The following is a 21,873-nucleotide window of genomic DNA, read 5'->3' on the forward strand; positions in this document are numbered from 1 at the left end:
GCGGACAACGGTATAGGTTGCTGTGAGATATCATCAAGAAGTAAGACCACGCTTAGTGGTCTTACTTGTTATGCCACATGATGCAAAGTTCTGATCGGCATGGTGTAGTCCATCAGCAATTGATGCAGGTGGGTAGGATTGAAGGGCTTCATCATTACGTCATTCATGCCGGCAGCATACACATTGCCCTCCACTTCTTTTCTCGTAGAGGCAGTCAGAGCAATGATAGGGGTATCGCTGTTGAAATTACTTGTTTCTCTGATTTCTCTACTTGCTTGATACCCATCGATAACCGGCATTTCAAGGTCCATGAGAACAATGTCAAACTTCTCCTTGTTCGCTAGTTCAATGGCCTCTTTACCATTGCTTGCTTGTTTGAAGCTAACATTCCATTTTTTCAAAAAACGATCAAGTACTAATTGGTTGATCTGATTGTCATCAACAGTAAGTACACGGATTTCTTCCAGGGATTCAAGTAGATGTGTCATATGCTGGTCGCTTTTAATTGTTTGATTTGTGGTTTTTAAAGGGATATCGAAGTAGAAAGTTGAGCCTTGATTGTCTTTGCTTTCAACCCATATTTTGCCGCCCTGCTGTTCTACTATCATTTTGCAAATGGCCAGGCCGAGGCCCGTTCCACCATACTTTCTCGAAGTCGAGGCATCAGCCTGGCTGAACTTTTCGAAGATGATTTGAAGCTTGTCTTTGCTCAGCCCAATGCCATTGTCGGCCACTGAGAACCTGACCCAAAGTTTGTTGTTGTCTTGGCGAAGCAGTTTTGTGGCTACCCTGATCTTTCCTTTTTCAGTAAATTTCGTAGCATTGCCTATGAGGTTATTGAGCACCTGAACAATCCTGTGAAGGTCACCTTCAAGTAGCTTGGGGAGTTTCGAATCCCCATCGAACTCAATGGTGTTGCCTCGTTCCTGCACTTTAAACTTCATCGACTGAACCGCCTTGTTTATTTCTTCATTGAACTTGAAGGGGATGTTTTCAAACTGAATGTTTTCCGAAGAGATTTTTGAAAAATCAAGTATGTCGTTGATAAGGGTAAGCAGGTTTTCGGCGGAGTAGTGGAGTGTCTGTAGTAGCTCAAGCTGATCTTTGCGTGGTTCCTCATCCATAAGAATTTTACTCATGCCTATTACAGCGTTCAATGGAGTCCGTATTTCGTGGGTCATGGTAGACAGGAATCTTTCCTTTGCCACAGATCCTTCTTCAGCATTTTTCTTCGCCTCCAGCAGTTGGCTTTCTGCAGCTTTTCTTTCACTCACATTGTTTTCAATAGAGATGAATTTTATTAGCTCGCCATTTTCGCTGAAAACCGGGTTTATTTGCGTTTCAACCCAGTAAGCCTCACCCCCCTTGTTATAGCTTATTATTTCTCCTCTGAAGCTAGTGCCGGAGTCAAGCGCTTCACACATGGCCTTTCTAACCTGCACATCAGAATCCGGGCCTTGAAGAACCGTGGCTGGCCTTTTTCCCTTCATTTCCTCGAGGTTGTAACCCGACATTTTGATGAACGCCTCATTGACCCACTCCACCAATCCGTTCTTGTTGCTTATGATGGTGCCTGAGCTTGAATATTGGGCCACCATCGCCAACTCACTGAGCGCTTGTTCGTTTTTCTTTCTTTCTGTAATGTCTATAAGGCTACCAATAACTTTGTGCAGTTGGCCATTCTCAGTTTTTGGCTCAACTACAATCCTCACCCAGCTTGTCTCACTCCCGGGAAGTTCCAATTCAGCCTCTATATCAAAGCCAACATTTGTTTCGAAAACCTGCGTATAAGCCCTGCCAATTTTTTCCGCAGAGGTTTTGCTAAACTTTTTCAGAATTTCGCCGACGGCCGGAATTTCACCGCTTTTAAACCCTAGCAACTCAGCCAAACTGTCTGTATATGTACTTCTTCCCGACACTACGTCGGTTTCCCAGCCACCAATGCGGGCTAGCTGTGTTGTTTGTTTTAGTACTTCGTTTAGCCACTTTTGCTCGGTTACGTCTCTGAGAATGGCCTGAGTTTGAATGTGCTGTCCTTCTTCGTTGAATATTTTTTGCGCAGTAGCTTCCAGCCATACAAAGTTGCCAGCCTTCGTTCTCACAGAGAAGTCATTATTTGTGCCGTCTTGTGTCAGTCCCTTGGCACTTGGGTCGATAAACATCTTGATGTTTTCACCAATTGCTTCTGAGGGTTGGTAACCAAGAATGGTTGCCACTGCGGGCGAGATGTAGGTAATTTCCCCCTGTCTTGAACAAAGGAGGATAATGTCTTTCGAATGGGTGGCAAGCAGCTTATAAACTCCTTCTTTCTCAGTGATGTCGTTTTTTATCAGCTCAAGATTGGTGGATGAAAGGCTGGAGAACGAATTTTTTTCCTTTGAAGAAGACCGTAGCAAGGCATCTAGTATGGTTTGTACCTGACGAACCTTAATAATGGTAGAGCCAAGACCAAATGCTATGGCAAATATGCCCACGCAGATCAGGAGGATATTAAGGGAAAGGTGTGATTTGCTGATTTCGCCGAAGGTAACCGAGGAGAGTGAGGTGATGGTGAGGAATAGAAATGGGATGGAGAACCAGACCACCAACGATTTTTTCTCTTTGTTTCCGAAAAGCAGCGCCGATATTCCAGTCAGTAGCGTAAAGAACAGTATTTGAATAGGCAGCATGCCGTCAAAAGCATATCCCAGGAGTATTGTGAACAAACTGGCGTTGGCCAGTGTACAGTATCTCTTCCAGAAACCTTTGTGACTGTTGGTATATAGTGTAAGAGAAAAGTGGGTGAGGCTAATCAGAGCAAAGGTAAAAGGTGCATCGATGTTATAGCTGCGGAAGAGTGAAAATGCAACGATAGCGTTAAGTGCGCCAAAGAAGTAATTGATAATATTGGTGGTTACAAAGGCCTTGGAATCCTTTGCAGCCATCGGGCCTTTTTTCTCGTAACCGTTTAAAATTTCAACTAACATAACCAGAGAGCGTAAAGTATGATTCAAAATTAAAGGGTAGGCATCTCTCAGTTTTCGGAAGCTGGCATGGCCCCTTACATGTATGTTTTTTTCTGCTATTCAATCGAAAAGCAAGCCCACTATGCAGTCATATGGTCACTATTCGGGCCATATATTGGACTAATTCAATATTATATATGATTTAAGCAACAGCATGAAATGTTTGGTTTTTGCTACTTTTGACATATAAATATGAGAAAACTTCTTTTTGCGCATGGAAATCTTCCCGGGCCGGTTGTGGCGGGGTTTGTATTGACCTTGGTTTTCTTTGTCCACACCACGCTGTTAGCACAAAATCAGGTAGTTGAAAAACACTTTCGTATGATCGGGGAGGCAAGTCTTCAGCAGCTTCGCACGGCTTGCATCAAGGGGCGGTACGTGCCGCTAACGATGGAGCCAATCACATTCGTGGCCTATCTCAAGTTTCCGGATAAGATAAAGATTGAGTGGACACAAGGGAGAGTGAAGTGGACTGACACCTATGCCAATGGGAGGGCTGTAAGCAGGCAAGGTGGTGTCACTACTGAGTTGGAAGGAAAGGAGTCGTTCGACCTGCTTTGGATGCTTAGGTCAACATCGCCTTTGAGGGCGACGGGGGACGGCCACTTCAGTTTGTCCTCCGAAAAATGGAACAACAGGGAATTTTACAAGCTGACACTTGACACTGAAGAGTCGCAATTGGAATTTTTACTTGACAAGGGCAGCTACGAGATAGTACTGGAAAGAATTATCAGCGTTTCAAAGTTATCAAAAAAAGACGTGCAGGAAATAAGGTACCTCAGATACATGGATCTCGGAGGTGTGAAAGTGCCAGCCGTGTTTGTGATGGACACTGAAGAAGGCAGTGCCGACTTAATCTATGACGAGGTGCTTTTGGGTTATCCTCTCAACGACAGCTTTTTTAACTGACAGCATCCAAATGAAAGTAGCCATTATTCAACATGCTCCCGAATACCTTGACAAGAAGAGGAGTTTGGAAAAAGCCCTTGCGCTGATAAAGGAGGCGGCTAGTGGTGGCAATGTGCTGGCGGTTTTTGGGGAAAGCTGGCTAAGTGGCTACCCGGCCTGGCTCGACTACTGCCCCGGAGCTGCCCTTTGGAACCACGAGCCAACAAAGGAGGTTTTCGCAAAAACCTATGAAAATGCGATTGTGATCGACGGGCCTGAAATGGCGGCTTTACAGCAGGCAGTTGCCGAACTTGGTATAGCTGTTTGCATTGGAATCAATGAGAAAAAAGGCAGCGGAAATGCCAGTGGAACGTTGTTTAACTCAATGGCCCTAATCAACTCGGCTGGTGAGCTAGTGGTGCATCACCGAAAGCTGATGCCGACTTTCACGGAAAAATTGATCTATGGTGTCGGTGATGGAAACGGATTGCGGTCAGCAGAAATCGCTGGGGCAAGAGTGGGTGGGCTCATTTGCTGGGAGCATTGGATGCCCCTCACACGGCAAGCAATGCACGAAACCGGGGAGGAAGTTCACATTGCTTTGTGGCCCACAGTACACGAAATGCACCAGGTTGCCAGTCGTCAGTATGCTTTCGAGGGCCGGTGTTTTGTGCTGGCCGTTGGGCAGATACTGAGGGCGAAAGACATCCCCGCAGCCTTTGAGCTTCCAGACGACCTAAAAGCCAACCCCGAAAGCTTGCTCCTGAAAGGTGGGAGTTGTGTGGTGGGGCCCGACGGGTTTTACATCCGGGAGCCTATTTTCGATTTGGAAACTACGATTGAGGTAGAGTTGCCCCTGCGTGAGGCTATAAAGGAAAAAATGACCCTTGATGTAACGGGTCATTATAAAAGGACTGATATTTTTGACTTCCAGGTAAATAGCAAGAGGAACCAATAAATTCTATTGATTCTCCTTCTGTTCCATTTTGTGTGAGATAAAAAGTCCTGCGCCTCCAAAGATGAAAATCATGGAAAAATAGGCCACCTCTTCATCTCTGAAAAAGCCTTCAATAAGACCTCCAAATAAAATTCCGCAGCCTACACCAATAAACAGCAAGCCAAATTTAAGTGCAATGCTATTGGTTGACTTCCCTCTGAAAACATTGGGGTCGGCACCCTTCTCGATGGCAGCTAGTCTTTCTTCGTTAAGAAACTTCCTCCAAAAGATGATGGTGATGGCAATGGAGGTAAACAGCGCTAATGGGATTAATACTTCTGGTCCGTGCATGATATTTTAAGTTTTGATTTGCCCCTATGACGCCCGGCTTCCTGCGGCGGTTACAAATGAAACTTTATTTTTTTTTCGGTAACTTCTGTGTCTAAACGTGCGTCATAGGGGCGGTGTCAAAAACTAGTTATACTGAAGAGGAGCTAATCACCTTTATTAAAAAGGGGGAGTCTGCCTACTTTCGCCATTTGGTAGACAGGCACAAAAGCTATGTTTACACGCTTGCTCTCAGGGTTGCGGGCTCGCACGAAGACGCCCAGGAGGTAGCACAAGATTCTTTTATTAAGGCCTATAACAATATTTCGTCGTTCAAAGGCGACGCCAAATTCAGTACATGGCTTTATAGAATTGTTTTTAACACTGCGATAAGTAAAAGGAGGAAAAAAAGGCTACCTGAAACAGATATTGAGAAGGCTTCCGGCGTTTTGGATGCGGACAGTATGAACTCCAGTGAGCTGCTTTCTCAAAAGGAAAGGAGGGCCTGGATCAACAAGGCGATTGAAAGGTTGCCTGAGGATGATGCGTTTTTGATTACACTCTATTACTTTCAGGAGCTGACGCTGGAGGAGATTGAAAAAATTACTGGGTTTGCCCCCAACAATGTTAAAGTAAAAATTTTCAGGGCACGAAAAAAGCTGGCCGAATGGCTGGGAAAGTGCTTGAAAGAGGAAATAACCTCATTGACCTAAAAAGAAAAGGCAATGGAAAACATGGAACAAAAATTATTCGACTATTTAGGAGATAAACTTCCAGCTGGTGAGAGGAAGGAGCTGGAGAAGCAAATAAGCAAGGACAGCGTTTTGCAAAAGCAGTTGATAAGCATGCAAAATGCTGACAAGCTAATGGCTGAACATAACATGATGGAATTCGATGATATGCTTTTCACCGATAACATTATGAATAGGATAGAGGCCGGAAGAGCCAGGGCCAGTAAGAGCAACCGACTTCTTTGGATGGCACTGGGGATTTTTGCAGCTATGTTTGCTGGGGTACTTAGCATATTGCCTTTATTTCAGGAAACGGTGCCGCCCCCAACCGTAGAGCCCAATTACCTTCCTGAACTCCCAGCGTTCGACTTTGCTCCCATGCTCGAAACAATCGACAATCCAGCACTTATTCAGCTTGTGGTTATTGCCACGGCCATTGCTGTCTTGCTGGTGGCTGACAAATTTTTAGGTGGGAAGTTCAAACCCAACCTGCCGTCTCTCTTTTAGCTTCGAGATAGCGGTTGCGGAGGGGCAGGTCAGAAAATATTACCGAAGGGTATTCATTAGCTCCCACAGCCCACGCACTCAAATTCAGAGTTGCTCGGGCGGACTCCCTCAAGTGTCATTTTGAGGTTGTGGATTTTATCCCTGATCTCCATGTCTTGAAACATGTCGCCGGTAAGCTTGCCTTCCAGTGTTGCGATTTCGCCTTCAACGGTGGTTTTTTCCTGATCAGTCATTACTATGGTTTTTAGGTTAATAGATTCTGGATATCTTCTTTCGAAAGATTTTTTACAAAACTCTCTTCGGTGCTAATTAATTCCGTAGCCAGCTTCATTTTTGACTGCTGAAGCGCCAATATTTTCTCCTCTACAGTGTTCTTCGTGATGAATTTGTAGGTAAAAACCTTGTTTTCCTGCCCAATTCTGTGCGCTCTGTCCACGGCCTGTGCCTCCACGGCCGGGTTCCACCAGGGGTCGAGGAGGAACACATAATCGGCCTTGGTTAAGTTGAGGCCCAAGCCTCCTGCTTTCAGAGAGATTAGGAACACCTTAATAGAGGGATCATTTTGAAACTTCTCTACCTGTGCCTGGCGGTCCTTGGTGGAGCCGTCGAGATAGCAATAGGTAATTCTGTTTTCCTTCAGGTAATTTTCCAGCAAAGCCAAATGCTTCACAAACTGGCTAAAAACCAATATTTTGTGGTCTTTGCCGACAGCTGTTGCCAGCATGTGGGTCACGTCCTCCATCTTTCCTGAGTCGCCCCCATAGTCGGGATCAACGAGCTTGGGGTGGTTGGCTATCTGCCGGAGCTTTGTCAGGCCCTGTAGCAAAATCATGTGCGACTTGTTGACGCCATCCGTTTCTATCTGATCCATGATTTTGTTTCTGAACAGCGACTTGGCTGTCTCATACTCCTCTTCCTGCATCGCAGTCATGGTGCAATACTGAACGTTTTCAACTTTCTCAGGCAGCTCAGTAGCCACCTGGTTTTTCTTCCTCCGCAGAATAAACGGTTTTATAATGGCGTAAAGCTTCTGAACCTTCTTTTCGTCGTTCTTTTTTTCAATAGGGTTAAGGAACTCATTTTTGAAAAATGCCTGATTTCCCAAAAGTCCAGGATTGATAAAGCTCATTTGCGACCACAAGTCCAGCGTGGTGTTTTCGACCGGCGTTCCTGTCAGAATAAGTTTGTGCTTCGATCGAAGTTTCTTCACTGACTTGGCAATGTTGGAAGAAGGGTTCTTAATGGCTTGAGACTCATCAAGTATAATGTAATTGAAGTAAAACTTTTCCAGCAAGTCGATGTCAAGCCGCACGATGCCGTAGCTGGTGAGCACCAGGTCGTAGTCGGCAAATTTGGTGACATCTTTCTCTCTTTGTGTGCCTGTGTAGTTCAGCACTTTGAGGCCAGGAGTAAACTTTATTGCTTCTTTTTCCCAATTGTAGATAAGCGATGTGGGCATGACAAGCAAGCTGGTGCCGGTGTTGCCGTTTTGTTCTTCTTTCACGGCTTGAAGCATTGCGAGCGTCTGCACGGTTTTTCCCAGGCCCATGTCGTCTGCCAGGCAGCCGCCAAAGTTGTAGCTGTTGAGGAACCTTAGCCAATTGAACCCAGCTTTCTGGTAGGGCCTTAGCGTGCCCTTAAAATGCAATGGGGCCGGGAAGTCTTCGATCTCCTCAAAGCCCCGCAACTTCTCCAGTTTTCTGCTGAGTGTAACGGTAGCCAGGTCGCTATTGCTCAACTCCTTAACCAGCGCCAGGTGATGTTTTTTGAGTGAAACGGCACTTCCGTCAGCTTTGCCATCTTCGGCAAAATTGAAAAGCTCAGAATATTCCGTAAACCAGGCTTCAGGGATAACGGCGATTTCCCCATTGGGGAGCGTGATTTCCCTTTGTTTTCGAATGATATGCTTTCTGATGGTTTGAAATGGAATTTCAAACTCACCGAACCGAACCGTGGCAAAAATGTCGAACCAGTCAATGTTTTCTCTTACCTCAATCGAGATTTGCGAAGTACCGATAAAGTACCGCTTGTCTCCCTTTTGGTTTTGCTGAAGCTTGACCCCAAGCTCTGCCAGCTTAGGAGCGGTAAAAGACATCCAGCTGAACGCTTCCCCTTTGTTCAGGGTGGCCTTTGCATGCTTCAACTCCAGCCCCGACTCTTTCAATAGGGCAATAATTTCCCGTTCTCTCGTCAGGTCACGGTTGACTCTGTGAAATGTGTAGTCGTCTCCGTTTTGCTCTACCGACACACTCACTTCAGTCAGATTTTCAGCTTTGAACTTGTACGGGCCGTATTGAAAAACGAGCTCAAAAAGCATTTTTTCATCGTTGGGATCGCCCGCCACAGCCACATTGCCCTCGTCGGAAAAGAGTGATAGCTCTTTTGTTGATGCAAGCTCAGAAAAAGTGATAACAGCCTTTGGGGGGAAGCTAACGGTGTTGATGGTAAAGCCTTTGGCGTATACGTCAAAAGCTGCAACGAGAGGAGCGACGAACTTCCTGTAGTAAGTATCCTCCACCGACTTGGGGATCACAATAAACTTCTTGTTCAAAAACGGCATTAGCTTATGGCCGTCTACTTCTTTTTTGAAAGTGAACAGCATATTGTCCATCACCATCCAGGCCGGCTTTTTACTTACGATGTAGGCCCCCTTGTTGTTGAACTCAAGCTTTTCGCCGTTCAGCTTCAGCGTTGGGAAGTAGTGAGTGTTGTCTTCATTTCGCCTGAAGTGGAAGAGAACAGTGGCTGGTTCGTTCTGCCATTCCAGCTTTTTCCAGGCAGGGTCACCATCTCGCCCCATTTCGTACACCTCCTTGTTCACCATCAAGGGCAGTAGTTTTCCTCTCCTTCTTTCCAGGTACTGCTCAATTTCCTGCTGTAGTAGCTTGTTTCCTTTTTCGGTGTCGTAGGTTTTTAAAAAGAATTCTGCCGGCTTGATCTTTTTTTTATGAAAGTGACTCACTACCGCATCCTGCTGCATCGAGTCCATCGTCTTTATGAGTTCGTAATCGACTTCGTCCAGCCCGGCAGCAAATTCCTGTGCGTTCTTGAAGGAAATATTTTGAGAAGCCAAAGAAAGCCTGCCTTTTTCATCTACTTGTACCACGAACGATTCCACCAAATAGCCGAGGTACTCGTGCTGGAACAGAGAATAAATTAATTTGAATGGTTTTGCTGGTGAAACGTTCATTAATAGATTCAAAAAATTTTCAAACCTGAAAACTAACCATTATCGGTCAAATAAGCATCAAAATTCTGTAATCTGTTTGACTCTAAAATCAATGAAGTTTCTCCAATCAGTTGAAAACTAAAACATTGATAGCTTTATTGGTGAAGCACCCGAGGGCGATTCATTTTATATACGGCAAAAATGAACCGCTGACGGGTTCACAAGTCAGCGATAAACTTTGATTTGCTTGCCAGGTAGGCGGGTCTGTAGGAGGCAAGCAAGGTGACCAGGATAGAAAGCACAGCAGTAACGGCAACGTCGAGGGGATCGATGAGCACAGGATAGGCGTCTACAATAGAGCTTTGCATACCCAAAGAAACAACCCCAAACTGCTGCTGAAGATAGCTCAAAGTAAGTCCGAGCACGAGGCCAATAGAGGCGCCAATGAGCCCGATAAGTGCACCTTCCGACACGAAAATCCTTCTGATGAGCTTATCTGTGGCACCAAGCGCATAGAGGATCGCCACATCCCTTTTCTTTTCGAGGGCAAGCATGGAAAGCGAGAAGAAGATGTTAAATGAGGCAATAGCCACAATAAACGAGAAGGTCAGAAAAACGAAAAACTTCTCCCACTTCAGTATTTTGAAGAGATCAGAATGTTGCTCTTCTGAAGTTTGGATTTTGAATTGGTCGCCCAGTAGTTTTTGCAATGTCGGCTTCACAGCTTCTGGGGTGAAACCCTCTTGTAGTTGGAGCTCCAGGCTTGTCCTTTTGTTGCCAAACTCCGTTAATGTGACGGCAAAATCAAGTGGGACGAAGATGTAGGTCTCGTCGTACTGCTTCTCAAGAGCAAAAAAGCCACCTGGCATAATGCTTTGCTTATTGAAATAGCTCGATGGGCTTAACGAGCCTGGGTTCACATTTTTTGGGTAATGAAGCTGTAGTGCGAGGAAATCGTTGTTGGCCGAAATTGAAAGGGCGTACTGAATGCCACGCCCAATAATGGCCCTTGGCATTTTGTCTTTCTTAAGCAGGAGCTCGCCCTGAACAAGGTGCTCTTCAAAGCGGTGGTTGCTGATGAAATTATCGCTAACACCCTTTATCTTCGCCACCATGTCAGTGTCGTTGTAGGAAATGAGCACAAAGTCTTCGATTACTTCAGACACAATCGACACACCCGGAACAGCCGCTATTGAATCAATCAGGCTTTTGTTGGCTGCAAAAGTTTTCCCCTTTGAAGCCTCTACTTTTATCTGCGAGTCAAATGTGCCGTACAGGTTTCTGAGAATATCCTCCAGCCCATTGAAAAATGAGAGCCCAATGATCAATGCCATGGTGCCAACGGCAACCCCTACCATGGAGATGATGGAAATAACGTTGATGAAGTTTTTCTTTTTCTTGGAGACGAAATACTTCCTGGCGATGAATAGAGGTAGATTCAAAGTAGTAGTTCGTTAACCTTCTGTCTCTTCATTTTCCTCGTCCGCCGGTGGAATATCTAGGCTGTTGATCAAACTATCCATTTTGCGTGCGTGATCCTCAGTGTCATCAATAAAGAAAGCAATTTCAGGAATTATTCTTACCTGTTTGCCTATCCTTTGGCCAAGAAGTTTTCGAACCTGGCTCTTGCGCTCGTTAATCTGCGCAAGCATTTCATCTCTGTCCGACGCCATAAAAATGCTGAGGTACACTTTGGCAAAGCCGAGGTCTGGGCTCATTTTCACTAGCGTAATGGTGATAAAGGCCTTTCCAAACATGTGTTTTGTGTCACGCTGGAAAATCTCCCCTAATTCTTTCTGTATTAAGCGGGCGTATTTTTGTTGTCTGGTGCTCTCCATAAGGTGGCAAATATCCGCATTATTTTGCACAATCGGCGTTATAACACGTATTTTCGTGGCAAGACAATAACCTTGAGAAAATCCGTTGCTATCTTTTTTTAGAATAAACGACCCTTACCGCCTCATTTTTGTGCTGCTACTTTTGGTGCTGGTAAGGCTGCCATTTTACATTTGGGGAATTCCACTGACGTTACCGGAGCTGCACTGGCGGCTTGTTGGGGAAGCAATGGCTCAGGGCGGTCACCTTTATCTCGATATTTGGGACGACATCGGGCCGCTGTCAGGCGTCATGTATCAGGTCATCTTCTACCTGTTTGGCGACTCCCGCTGGCCTTACTACGTCATCTCTGCTTTGCTGGTGATTATTCAGGCTGGACTATTCAACCAGGTACTGCTACGGAACAAAGCCTACAAGGAAAACACCTACGTGCCTGCCTTGTTTTACATGATGTACATGAATCTTTCGTTCGACTTCATCACGCTGTCGCCAATTCTGTTCAGTATCACGTTCATCTTATTAGCGATCAACAATATTTTCCGGCGCATAGACAACAATACCCGGGACGAGCTTTTCCTCTACACAGGCCTTTATTTGGGTGTTGCAGTATTGTTCTATCTGCCGCTGCTTCCCTTCCTTCTTACCACAGCATTGTCGCTGGCGCTCTTTACGGGATCCATTCCACGGCGGTACATTCTGCTCTTTTTTGGCTTTTCGGTGGTGATTTCTGTCAGCTATGCTTACTACTATTGGCTCGACGCTGTGGATGAGTTCCACACACAGTTTATGAAAGGACTTTGGAGAACCAGGAAACATTATTTGATGTCCTCTTTTCAGCTTTTGGTTATCGGCGGTGCCTCACTGTTGATTCTTGTGGTTTCTCTGTTTCGGATTTACACGAAAGCAAGGTTTGCCAACTATCAGGTGAAGTTTCAGCAGGTAATGTTCATCAACATTATTGCGGGATTCATCACGCTGGCTATTTCGAATCAAATCGTTCCTCAGCTGCTCCTTATTTTCGTGCCGCCGCTAGCCTTCTTTACCGCTCACTACATCCTGGAAATGAGGCGGAGAATTTGGGCTGAAATATTTAATACTTTGGTTTTTGTTTTGGTGCTTGGTTGGAGCTATGCAACATTTAAGTTGCCTGCCAGGCTCAATGAGATAATTACTTACGATGCATATTTTGCTCAAAAGGAGTTGTTGCCTGCTAGCTACGCAGGCAAGAAAATATGGGTAATTGGCGATAAGGAAAGCTACTACGAAAGCAGCGCATTGGGCAGCAAATACCTGAATTGGGACCTAAGCCAGGAGGAGGTAACACAACTCGATTTTTACAGCAATGTTGAAAATGTATTTAACAATATCAGTCAGACAGAGCCGGACGTAATTGTAGACCTCGAAGGTTTGATGCCTAAGTTAATAGATCGGGCACCTGCCATAGGCAAAAGATATGAGAGCGTGGCGGGGACTAACTTCTATATAAGAAGGGAGTAATCAACAGCTTATTTTGCCCACTCTTCGTTCGTGCCTGCCTCCCTCAAATTCAACTGAAAGGAAAGCCTTCACCATTTTCTCAGCTTCTTCATAGTCGACGAAACGCTCCGGCATGCACAATACGTTGGCGTTGTTGTGTTGCCTTGCAAGTGAAGCGAGTTCCTCTTTCCAGCAAAGGGCCGCTCGTATTTGCTGGTGTTTATTGGCCGTCATGGCCACACCATTGCCACTGCCACAAATAAGGATACCAAAATCAGATTCATGACTTTCGACGGATGTGGCCACAGGATGAGCGAAGTCCGCATAGTCTATCGAATCAGCACTGTAGGTGCCAAAGTCCTTTACTACGTGACCTTCACGTTGCAAAAAGGCAAGTATCTTTTCTTTGTAACCGAAGCCAGCATGATCAGCTCCCAGGGCAATTTTTAAGCTCATGATTTCGGGTTTCGTTTCAGCGCTTCTTTTGCTTCTTCTCTCGCTTCTCTGCGTTTGATTCTCTTAGAAATATAGATACTCACTTCATAAAGACCAACGATCGGCAGCGAAACAAGCATTTGGCTAAAAGGGTCAGGTGGAGTAATCACAGCACCAACAATGAAGATAACGACGATAGCGTGTCTTCTGTAGGTGATCAGGAATTCCGGCGTTACAATTCCCGCCTTCGTTAGAAAATACATCACAATCGGAAGCTGGAAAATCAGCCCGCTTGACAGTACCAACGTCACTACAGTGGAAACATAAGAGATAATATCAAACTCGTTGAGAATGGATGGATCCAGCTGATAGTTGGCCAGGAAGTAAACTGACACAGGTGTTACTATAAAGTAGCCAAATAACACGCCGATCATGAAAAGGAAGCTCACGAAAAAGGTGGCCCCACGAGTCAAATTCCTTTCATGTGAATAAAGTCCCGGCGCAACAAATCGCCAAATTTCCCAAAAGGCATAGGGGAAGGCACAAATCAGCCCCACCACCAGTGAGGAGGTGATGTGCATAGTGAACTGTCCGGTAAGCTGTCGGCTTTGGATAATGAAGGGAAGCTCGTTGATGCACAGCGCATCTATTCCAACTACTTCTGAGAGCTTGCAAAGCATTCTGTAAGACCAGAAGTCTGTTTTGGATGGACCAAGAATCAGTACCCCAAAAATGAAGCCCTTGGAAACAAAGGCGGCCACGGAAAAAACCAATACTGATGCTACTGAACGTACCAAATGCCACCTGAGTTCCTCCAGGTGGTCGATAAACGACATTTCTTTCTCTTCACTCTCCGCCACGGCCGATATAGTTTAATTATTTGTAAAGTGGGAAGTTGCTCATCCAGCTATTTACCTCCTTCTTGATAGCGGAAAGTTTGGACTCATTCTCATGGTTCATCAATGCGTCGTCCACCAGTTCGGCGATTTTCAGCATGTCCTTTTCTTTGAGTCCTCTTGTGGTCATGGCCGCAGTTCCGAGCCTCATGCCAGAGGTTACAAACGGAGACTTGTCGTCGAAGGGAACCATATTTTTGTTGATGGTAATATCCGCTTTTATAAGGCCATTTTCTGCCTGTTTGCCACTAAGGTTTTTGGGGCGCAGGTCGATCAGCATCATGTGGTTGTCGGTACCATCCGAAATCACCTTGTAGCCTTTATCCATAAACGCCTGCGACATTACCTTCGCATTTTTTTGTACCTGCAGCACATAGTTCATGTAGTCGTCCGACAAAGCTTCCTGAAAGGCAATGGCTTTGGCTGCAATCACATGCTCCAGTGGGCCGCCTTGCGTGCCAGGGAAAACACCGCCGTCCAGCAGCGAGGTCATCATTCTCAAGTCACCTTTAGGCGTTTTTAGCCCAAACGGATTCTCAAAATCCTCCCTCATCATGATCATGCCACCCCTTGGGCCCCGCAGTGTTTTGTGCGTGGTGGTGGTTACTATGTGGCAATAGTCAAGCGGATCGTTGAGCAAACCCCGGGCAATGAGCCCCGCAGGGTGAGACACATCGGCCAGCAGCAGCGCACCTACTTCATCGGCAATAGCCCTGAGTCTTTCGTAGTCCCAGTCTCTGCTGTAAGCTGAAGCACCACAAATCATCAACTTAGGTTTTTCTTTCTTTGCTGTAGCTTCTACCACGTCATAGTTGATGACGCCGGTTTCCTTTTCAACGCCATAAAAATTGGCCCGGTACAGCTTGCCTGAAAAGTTGACGGGGGATCCGTGAGTTAAATGTCCACCATGTGAAAGGTCAAACCCAAGGATAGCGTCACCGGCATTAAGCACTGCCAGCATCACGGCGGCATTTGCCTGAGCCCCTGAGTGAGGTTGTACGTTGGCCCACGTGGCGCCAAACAATTCCTTTGCACGCTCAATCGCAAGAGTTTCTATTTCATCCACCACTTCGCAGCCTCCGTAATATCTTTTGCCAGGCAGGCCCTCGGCATATTTATTGGTTAGCACGGTACCCATCGCCTCGATTACCTGCGGAGAAGCAAAGTTCTCAGAGGCTATCAACTCAATGCCGTCTTCTTGTCTTTTCTTCTCTTTTTGGATGAGGTCAAAAATCAATGTATCTCTCTGCATTTCAGGAATTGTTTGCGGCCAAAGTTAGCGCAAGCAGTAGAATTTACCAATTGAAATACCAGACGTATTACAATGCCTTTTTTAGCATGCGACAACCAAAAGAAATATGCCTTGACGAAGCCCGCCGTTTCGGCCAACTGACACAGCTGCTATATGTTGTTTTACCCAAAAAAAACGTACATTTTTGTTCCCATTTCAAAATAAAGGCAACATCCGCACAGCGCATACCTGTTGGATCAGGAATTAATTATAAGGCATAGGACATGGCACTAGAAGAATACCGGAAGCAGATAGATGACCTGGACAACAGGATTTTGGACTTATTGGCTCAGAGGATGGAAGTGGTGAAGCAGGTCGGTGACCTGAAAAGAAAGACCAACGCCACGATTTACCGCCCCGAAAGAGAAAAGGCTATCATCGACAGGCTTGACAAAATGAACAAAGGATTGCTCAACAGGGCGGCCATTGAAGCCATCTTTCTTGAGATTTTCGCAGTAGCGAGGAATCTGGAGCTGCCTGAACGAGTGGCTTACCTGGGGCCGGAAGGAAGTTTTACCCACCAGGCGGCCGAAAGCCGGTATGGGGCAATGAGCACTTACACCTCACTCAACTCCATTGAAGCGGTGTTTGAAACCGTTAAGAGCGATAGGGCGAGGTTTGGCGTAGTGCCTATTGAGAATAATCAGGAGGGCGTGGTTCAGGAAACAATTGACCTGCTTGGCCGGTACGACCTCAACATCATTGCCGAGCTGCCTTTGGCCATCCACTTCGCTTTTGCCACTGAGGAAGAAAACCTGAAAAGCATTAAGAAAATTTATTCTAAAGACATTGCTTTCAGGCAGTGTAGTGCTTTCATCGAGGATCATTTCGACAAAGGAGTGGAACTGGTGCCGGTCAACTCTACAAGCACGGCTGTAAAAATAGCTAAGGAAGAAAAAGGTGCGGCCGCTATTTGCGCTCATATTGCGGCCAAGGAATACGACCTTCCGATACTGTTTGAGAACATTGAAGATTCCGGAGAGAACTCTACCCGGTTCATCATTCTTTGCAAAGGCCATTTTAACGAGCCAAGCAACAATGACAAGACTTCCATTTTAGCACGCCTCGAAGACAAGCCGGGAGCTTTGGTTACGTTTCTACAGGAATTCCACAAAGCCAAGATCAATCTTTGCAAAGTTGAGAGCCGACCAGCCAAAGAAGGCTCTAATTTTAAGTATATTTTTTATATCGACTTCGATGGCCATTTCAATGATAGACGGGTTCAAAAGGTGGTGAAGAACTACTGGCACAACATTAAGTGGTTGGGCAGCTATGTGAAGCTGGTTTAGTCAAGAAAATAGTTCCATTGAGAAGAACGAAACGTACTTTTGGATCGTTTTAAACTCATCTGGGAAATATTTGAGGCCTCAAATTCCAAAGCGTGACAAACAGCCACGCTTGCCTGGAAAAGAACACAAAAAAACCATCGAAATGAAAAAGTTATCAATGCTGGCCGCAGTGGCTATAGCTTTTGGAATTGTGGTTGAGGCCAGTGCCCAACAAATTGAAATAGGCAAGAACACAAAAATTGAGAGGAGCGAAGTGCCCATTCGGATACTCAAAAGCCTGGAGAATGAATTTCCGGAAACGAGCAATTTCCAGGATCAAACGTGGTACCTGCACTACATGGAAGGCAAGGGCAGCTTGACGGCAAAAGTGTATAAGGTAGTCATCGAAAACAGTGATCTGGATTTCACAGCGTACTACAAACCCGATGGGGGGTTTGAAAAGGCTAATGAAATAAAGAAGCACGCCCAACTGCCCGAGGCAGTAGAAGCTACGATACATTCGCAGTATAGCAATTGGAAGGTGGTTGATCGAAATGAAATAATCTCTGTGGGCAGGTTCAACCGTGATAGGTTTGAGATACAGCTGGAAAAAGGCAACCTGGAGCGCCTGATTTTGATATCGCCCGATGGCAAGGTGATCCGGGACAGGCATTCATGATGAGCGAAGAAATCAGATCAATAAAGGGGGCGAATGGCTCCCTTTTTTTATGCCGTAACGTTCATCATTTCCAGCAGGTCGTCAATATACTCCCGGGAATTGGAAAGCCGTGGAACTTTATTTTGGCCACCTAACTTCCCTCTTTTTTTCATCCATTGGTAGAAAGTGCCTTCTTCCACCACGTAGAGCACCGGCGCTTCGAGGGCAAGGCCTTTATATCGTTTGGCATCGTAGTCTGAATTGATTTTTCGAAGTGTGCTGTCCAAAACCTCGATGAACCTGGTTCTGTCCTGTGGAGGCTTAATGAACTCCATCACCCACTCATGAGCTCCCTTTTGGCCACCCTCAAGGTAACGTGGGGCGGCTGTAAAATTGCTGATCACCGCCGAGGTTTCCCTGCATGCTTCAGTAATCGCCGTTTCTGCATTCTCTATGATCAGCTCTTCGCCGAAGGCGTTAATGAAGTGCTTTGTCCGGCCGCTGATTTTGACCCGGAAAGGACTGATAGAGGTAAACTTAACCGTGTCACCAATTCTGTACCTCCATAGTCCAGCGTTGGTTGTAATAATCATCGCATAGTTGACGCCGATTTCTACCTGTTCCAGTGTTAGTGCTTTGGGGTTATCGTTGCCAATTTCCTCAAAAGGGACAAACTCATAAAAGATGCCGTAGTCGAGCATCAGCAGCATCTCGTCTGAGTTCCTTTGGTCTTGTATGCCAAAAAAGCCTTCGGACGCATTGTAGGTTTCCATGTAGCGCATGCCATCGGAGGGGATGAGCGCCTTAAAGAGGTCTTTGTACGGGGGGAAAGCTACTGCGCCGTGGAAGAAGACTTCCAGGTTTGGCCACACCTCCAGGATATTGGTTTTGCCTGTTAGCTCCAGTATTCGCTGTAGTAAGACGACCGTCCATGTGGGCACGCCACTAATACTGGTTACGTTTTCCTCCAGCGTGGTGGTGGCCATCATCTCAATTTTTTCTTCCCATTCGTCCATCAGCGCAATTTCCATGCTTGGTGTGCGCACAAACTGAACCCATAGAGGAAGGTTCTTGATGATAACAGCGGAAACATCGCCGTAATAGGAGTTGGCGTTTTTATCAAACTGATTGATCTGCTGGCTGCCGCCAATGGTGAGGCCCTTGCCTGTAAAAAGCTTGGATTCGGGGTAGTTGTTAACGTAGATGGAAATGAGGTCTTTGCCACCCTTAAAATGGCAGTCTTCAAGTGCCTCCGGAGAAACGGGGATGAATTTGCTGCGGGCATTGGTAGTGCCCGACGACTTGGCAAACCACTTTACCTCACTTGGCCAGAGCACATTTTGCTCTCCCTTCATTAATCGGTCAATGTAGGGCGCCAGTTCTTCATAGGAAACAATGGGCACCCGCTTTTGAAAGTCCTCGTGATTTCGAAAATCCACAAAGCCGTATTTGTTGCCGTATTCTGTGTCCTTACCCCGCTGAATCAGCCTCTGGAAAAGCTCCTCCTGCACCTCAAAGGGATACTTCATGAAAAGCTCGATCTGGTGGATTCGCTTTTTCATGACCCAGGTCATTATCGAATTGAGAATTTCCATTGGTGTTGTTGACTAAACTTTTCTTTTTAACTCGAAGTGCTTGCCCAGGTACACCCTTCTTACCTGTTCGTCAGCAGCCAGCTCTTCAGCAGTCCCTGATTTTAGCAGTTTTCCTTCAAACATCAAATAGGCCCTGTCAGTTATCGACAGCGTTTCATTCACATTGTGGTCCGTGATGAGGATTCCAATATCCTTTTTCTTGAGCTGGGCCACAATAGTTTGGATCTCTTCGACAGCGATTGGGTCTACCCCTGCAAAAGGCTCATCTAATAATACAAAATTGGGATCAACTGCCAAAGCCCTGGCAATCTCGGTCCTTCTTCTCTCTCCTCCGGAAAGCACCATGCCGAGGTTTTTGCGCACATGCCCGAGGCTAAATTCCTCCAGCAGGCTTTCCAGCTTTTCCTTTTGCTCAGCCTTCGGAATATTTCTCATTTCGAGAACAGCCATGATATTTTCTTCTACACTTAGTTTCCTGAACACGGAGGCTTCCTGTGCCAAATACCCGATACCAAGCTTGGCCCTCCGGTACATCGGCAGGTCAGTAATGTTCTGTTCATCCAGGAAAATTTCCCCGTCGTTGGGCTTTATCAGGCCTACTATCATGTAAAAGGAGGTCGTTTTTCCGGCACCGTTGGGGCCGAGCAAACCGACAATTTCTCCTTGCGAAACCTCAACTGACACATTGTTGACAACGCTTCTTCCTTTATACTTTTTTATCAGGTTGTGTGCACTTAGTTTCATCGATCCTTCCGGGTATTAATCAAGCTTCAAATCTTTGATGTGTAATTGCATGGTTTTGTTTCCCATAAAATCATTCTCTTCAATGGTATATGCCACATTGAAAGGTGCGCCATGGGCAATAGCATCGTAGTACTCGCCGAACCCAAACGCAATAGCTTCAAGGGAAGCCTTTGAACCTTCCTGGCTTAAGAACATTTTCAAATGTATGTCTTTCAGCTGCTTTACCGATTTGGCAACTACGTTGGTGGAGACAAACACCGGTTGCATGTTGCCAGGCCCAAATGGAGCCATTTGACGTAAAATATTGAAAAACTTGTGGTTGATACCTTCGATAGGAATTGCCAGGTCGATGTCAATGATTGGCTCCAGCATTTCGGGTGTAATTCTTCTGGCCACCACTTCTTCGAACCGTTCCTTAAAGGCCTCAACCTTGTCCAGATTCATCGTTAGCCCGGCTGCGTACTTATGACCACCGTACTGGTCGAGTAAGTCAGCACACTCTGCTATGGCTTCGTACACATCGAAGCCCACCACTGACCGGGCACTGCCGGTTGCTTTGCTATTTGACTCTGTAAGTATAATAGTAGGCCGATAGAATTTTTCTATGCAACGGGACGCTACAATGCCTATAACGCCCTTGTGCCAATTTTCTCTATACAGCACAGTCGAAAAAGATTTCTTGAGTTGATCTTCTTCCTCAATAATTGCGAGAGCCTCTTTCGTAATGTTTTCATCAAAGCCTTTTCTGAGGTCGTTTTTGATGTCAAGCTGGGCTGCCAGCTCTTCGGCTTCTTCCTCCGTTCTTGCCAGCAACAGCTCCACTGCCGCACCCGCATGATCGATTCGGCCGGCTGCATTGATGCGTGGCCCGATACCGAAAACTACCCGGGTCACTGTCACATCTCCCCGAATACCCGAAAGATTCTTCAAGGCTTTCAGGCCAGGCAAAGGCGATTTATTAAGCTTCTGTAAACCAAAGTAGGCCAGCACCCTGTTTTCGCCTACAACTGGGACAATGTCGGAGGCAATGCTGACAGCCACCAGATCGAGGTAAAGATAAAGCTCCTGGATATCGACCGTGTTTTGTATCGCAAAGGCCTGCATGAGCTTGAAGCCGACTCCACAGCCGCTGAGTCCATCAAACGGGTAGTCGCAATCGAGGCGTTTTGGGTCAAGCACGGCAAATGCCTTGGGCAGTTCCGGGCCGGGAAGGTGGTGGTCGCAAATGATGAAGTCCACACCGAGGGAATTGGCCAGCGCTACTTTCGAAACTGCTTTTATGCCACAGTCCAGGGCAATGACGAGTGTAAAGCCATGCTCGGCTGCCCAGCGAACGCCAGTTTCCGAAATGCCGTAACCCTCATCGTAACGGTCAGGTATATAATAGTCGATGTTGGAATGATACTTACGGAGAAACCCATAAGCCAGTGCCACAGAAGTGGTGCCATCCACGTCGTAGTCTCCATAAATAAGAATTTTCTCTTTTTTGAAAATGGCCTCGCTCAACCTGTTCACCGCCTTTTCCATGTCTTTCATCAGAAATGGATCGTGTAGCTGACCCAAGTGTGGCCTGAAAAAGGCACGGGTTTCTTCGAAAGTGGAATAGCCTCTTTGAACCAGCAATGCTGCCAGGGTATCGCTTACCTTAATGCCTGAAGCCAGCGAATGCACTGTTTCGGGATCAGGTAGGTCTTTGTATACCCATCTTTTGCTCATTTATTGCTGCGATTGAAGTACTTGGGAAATATGAAAAACAGGTTATTTCCAAAAATACAAATTCAATCGATTGATGAGCGATAGTCTGTAAAGAAATGAGGAGAATATGATGACATGCCCGAAAGGAGCGTCGGGGGTCAATACTCTATTTGAAAAATATCAAAAGTCCAGCTCGAACTCTCTCTTCTTGAAATAAGTATCGAACCAATACTCATAGTTGGAATAGTCGATACAGTCTTCAAGCTCAACGCCGTCGTTGATCAGGCGCATGATACTTTTACCTGGCAGCCACGACAGCAAAGCGTTGGCCTGGCGCATTGGCAACTGAGAAAGTTGAATGAACTTTTTACCGTTGAGGTAGATGGGTTTTAACTTAAACATGACCCTTTGAATT

General features: G+C 46.0%; 20 protein-coding genes. 7 read left to right on the forward strand and 13 right to left on the reverse strand.

Annotated elements, in window-relative coordinates; translation table 11 throughout:
* Positions 1-68 precede the first annotated feature (68 nt).
* Positions 69-2,924 (reverse strand): PAS domain S-box protein, encoded by a 2,856-nt coding sequence (locus GC130_RS27255; protein WP_201568591.1) that lies wholly within the window; start codon positions 2,922-2,924, stop codon positions 69-71.
* A gap of 273 nt (positions 2,925-3,197) precedes the next feature.
* On the opposite strand from GC130_RS27255, the gene GC130_RS27260 reads away from it, so the two are divergent.
* On the forward strand, positions 3,198-3,914 hold the full coding sequence (locus GC130_RS27260; protein ID WP_152001534.1) for a hypothetical protein: 717 nt from the start codon (positions 3,198-3,200) through the stop codon (positions 3,912-3,914).
* A 10-nt stretch (positions 3,915-3,924) separates the two neighbouring features.
* Positions 3,925-4,851: a carbon-nitrogen hydrolase family protein gene (locus GC130_RS27265; protein WP_226940627.1), complete on the forward strand. Its 927-nt coding sequence runs from the start codon at positions 3,925-3,927 to the stop codon at positions 4,849-4,851.
* 3 nt (positions 4,852-4,854) lie between these two features.
* On the opposite strand, the gene GC130_RS27270 is transcribed toward GC130_RS27265, so the two are convergent.
* Positions 4,855-5,181 (reverse strand): DUF6249 domain-containing protein, encoded by a 327-nt coding sequence (locus tag GC130_RS27270; RefSeq protein WP_152001535.1) that lies wholly within the window; start codon positions 5,179-5,181, stop codon positions 4,855-4,857.
* A 113-nt stretch (positions 5,182-5,294) separates the two neighbouring features.
* Here GC130_RS27270 and GC130_RS27275 point away from each other — a divergent pair, with 113 nt between their 5' ends.
* Together GC130_RS27275 and GC130_RS27280 are read left to right on the forward strand one after the other, a co-directional pair.
* Entirely contained in the window at positions 5,295-5,870 is a 576-nt protein-coding gene (locus tag GC130_RS27275) for an RNA polymerase sigma factor (protein WP_193218037.1), read from the forward strand.
* A 21-nt stretch (positions 5,871-5,891) separates the two neighbouring features.
* Positions 5,892-6,395 carry a hypothetical protein gene (locus tag GC130_RS27280; protein ID WP_152001537.1) on the forward strand — a complete coding sequence of 168 codons (504 nt, stop codon included), beginning with the start codon at positions 5,892-5,894 and terminating at the stop codon, positions 6,393-6,395.
* 56 nt (positions 6,396-6,451) lie between these two features.
* On the opposite strand, the gene GC130_RS28775 is transcribed toward GC130_RS27280, so the two are convergent.
* From GC130_RS28775 to rbfA, 4 genes are all read right to left on the reverse strand, one after another.
* Entirely contained in the window at positions 6,452-6,628 is a 177-nt protein-coding gene (locus GC130_RS28775; RefSeq protein ID WP_193218038.1) for a hypothetical protein, read from the reverse strand.
* 11 nt (positions 6,629-6,639) lie between these two features.
* Positions 6,640-9,585, reverse strand: a complete 2,946-nt coding sequence (locus GC130_RS27285) for a DEAD/DEAH box helicase (RefSeq protein WP_152001538.1) — start codon at positions 9,583-9,585, stop codon at positions 6,640-6,642.
* 197 nt (positions 9,586-9,782) lie between these two features.
* Complete coding sequence (locus GC130_RS27290; RefSeq protein WP_152001539.1) at positions 9,783-11,006, reverse strand: FtsX-like permease family protein; 1,224 nt, start codon at positions 11,004-11,006, stop codon at positions 9,783-9,785.
* A 12-nt stretch (positions 11,007-11,018) separates the two neighbouring features.
* A complete protein-coding gene (rbfA, locus tag GC130_RS27295) occupies positions 11,019-11,402 on the reverse strand; it encodes a 30S ribosome-binding factor RbfA (protein WP_152001540.1) in 384 nt (127 codons plus the stop codon).
* 85 nt (positions 11,403-11,487) lie between these two features.
* Between rbfA and GC130_RS27300 the strand changes: the two genes are divergently transcribed.
* Positions 11,488-12,897 carry a hypothetical protein gene (locus GC130_RS27300; protein ID WP_152001541.1) on the forward strand — a complete coding sequence of 470 codons (1,410 nt, stop codon included), beginning with the start codon at positions 11,488-11,490 and terminating at the stop codon, positions 12,895-12,897.
* Here the strand turns inward: GC130_RS27300 and rpiB are convergent, their stop codons facing one another.
* From rpiB to glyA, 3 genes are read right to left on the reverse strand one after another with little or no spacing between them, the layout of a single operon-like run.
* Positions 12,898-13,332: a ribose 5-phosphate isomerase B gene (gene rpiB, locus GC130_RS27305; RefSeq protein ID WP_193218039.1), complete on the reverse strand. Its 435-nt coding sequence runs from the start codon at positions 13,330-13,332 to the stop codon at positions 12,898-12,900.
* Positions 13,329-14,147: a twin-arginine translocase subunit TatC gene (gene tatC, locus GC130_RS27310; RefSeq protein WP_152001782.1), complete on the reverse strand. Its 819-nt coding sequence runs from the start codon at positions 14,145-14,147 to the stop codon at positions 13,329-13,331. The genes rpiB and tatC overlap by 4 nt, the downstream gene beginning before the upstream one ends.
* Positions 14,148-14,187: 40 nt before the next feature.
* Positions 14,188-15,459 carry a serine hydroxymethyltransferase gene (gene glyA / locus GC130_RS27315; protein ID WP_152001543.1) on the reverse strand — a complete coding sequence of 424 codons (1,272 nt, stop codon included), beginning with the start codon at positions 15,457-15,459 and terminating at the stop codon, positions 14,188-14,190.
* A gap of 263 nt (positions 15,460-15,722) precedes the next feature.
* Between glyA and pheA the strand changes: the two genes are divergently transcribed.
* Both pheA and GC130_RS27325 read left to right on the forward strand, forming a co-directional pair.
* Positions 15,723-16,787, forward strand: coding sequence for a prephenate dehydratase (pheA, locus tag GC130_RS27320; RefSeq protein WP_152001544.1), 1,065 nt, complete (start codon positions 15,723-15,725; stop codon positions 16,785-16,787).
* Between the two features lie 142 nt (positions 16,788-16,929).
* Positions 16,930-17,445 (forward strand): PepSY-like domain-containing protein, encoded by a 516-nt coding sequence (locus GC130_RS27325; protein ID WP_152001545.1) that lies wholly within the window; start codon positions 16,930-16,932, stop codon positions 17,443-17,445.
* 47 nt (positions 17,446-17,492) lie between these two features.
* Here GC130_RS27325 and GC130_RS27330 read toward each other — a convergent pair whose 3' ends face one another.
* From GC130_RS27330 to GC130_RS27345, 4 genes are all read right to left on the reverse strand, one after another.
* A complete protein-coding gene (locus GC130_RS27330; protein WP_226940628.1) occupies positions 17,493-18,986 on the reverse strand; it encodes a GH3 auxin-responsive promoter family protein in 1,494 nt (497 codons plus the stop codon).
* A 45-nt stretch (positions 18,987-19,031) separates the two neighbouring features.
* Positions 19,032-19,763: an LPS export ABC transporter ATP-binding protein gene (gene lptB / locus GC130_RS27335; protein ID WP_152001547.1), complete on the reverse strand. Its 732-nt coding sequence runs from the start codon at positions 19,761-19,763 to the stop codon at positions 19,032-19,034.
* Between the two features lie 15 nt (positions 19,764-19,778).
* The gene (gene recJ, locus GC130_RS27340; RefSeq protein ID WP_152001548.1) at positions 19,779-21,479 is read right to left on the reverse strand and encodes a single-stranded-DNA-specific exonuclease RecJ; all 1,701 of its coding nucleotides are present in this window, start codon (positions 21,477-21,479) and stop codon (positions 19,779-19,781) included.
* A 159-nt stretch (positions 21,480-21,638) separates the two neighbouring features.
* Positions 21,639-21,860 carry a hypothetical protein gene (locus tag GC130_RS27345; protein WP_152001549.1) on the reverse strand — a complete coding sequence of 74 codons (222 nt, stop codon included), beginning with the start codon at positions 21,858-21,860 and terminating at the stop codon, positions 21,639-21,641.
* Positions 21,861-21,873: the final 13 nt, after the last annotated feature.

This window comes from Imperialibacter sp. EC-SDR9, assembly GCF_902498805.1.
GTDB lineage: Bacteria > Bacteroidota > Bacteroidia > Cytophagales > Cyclobacteriaceae > Imperialibacter.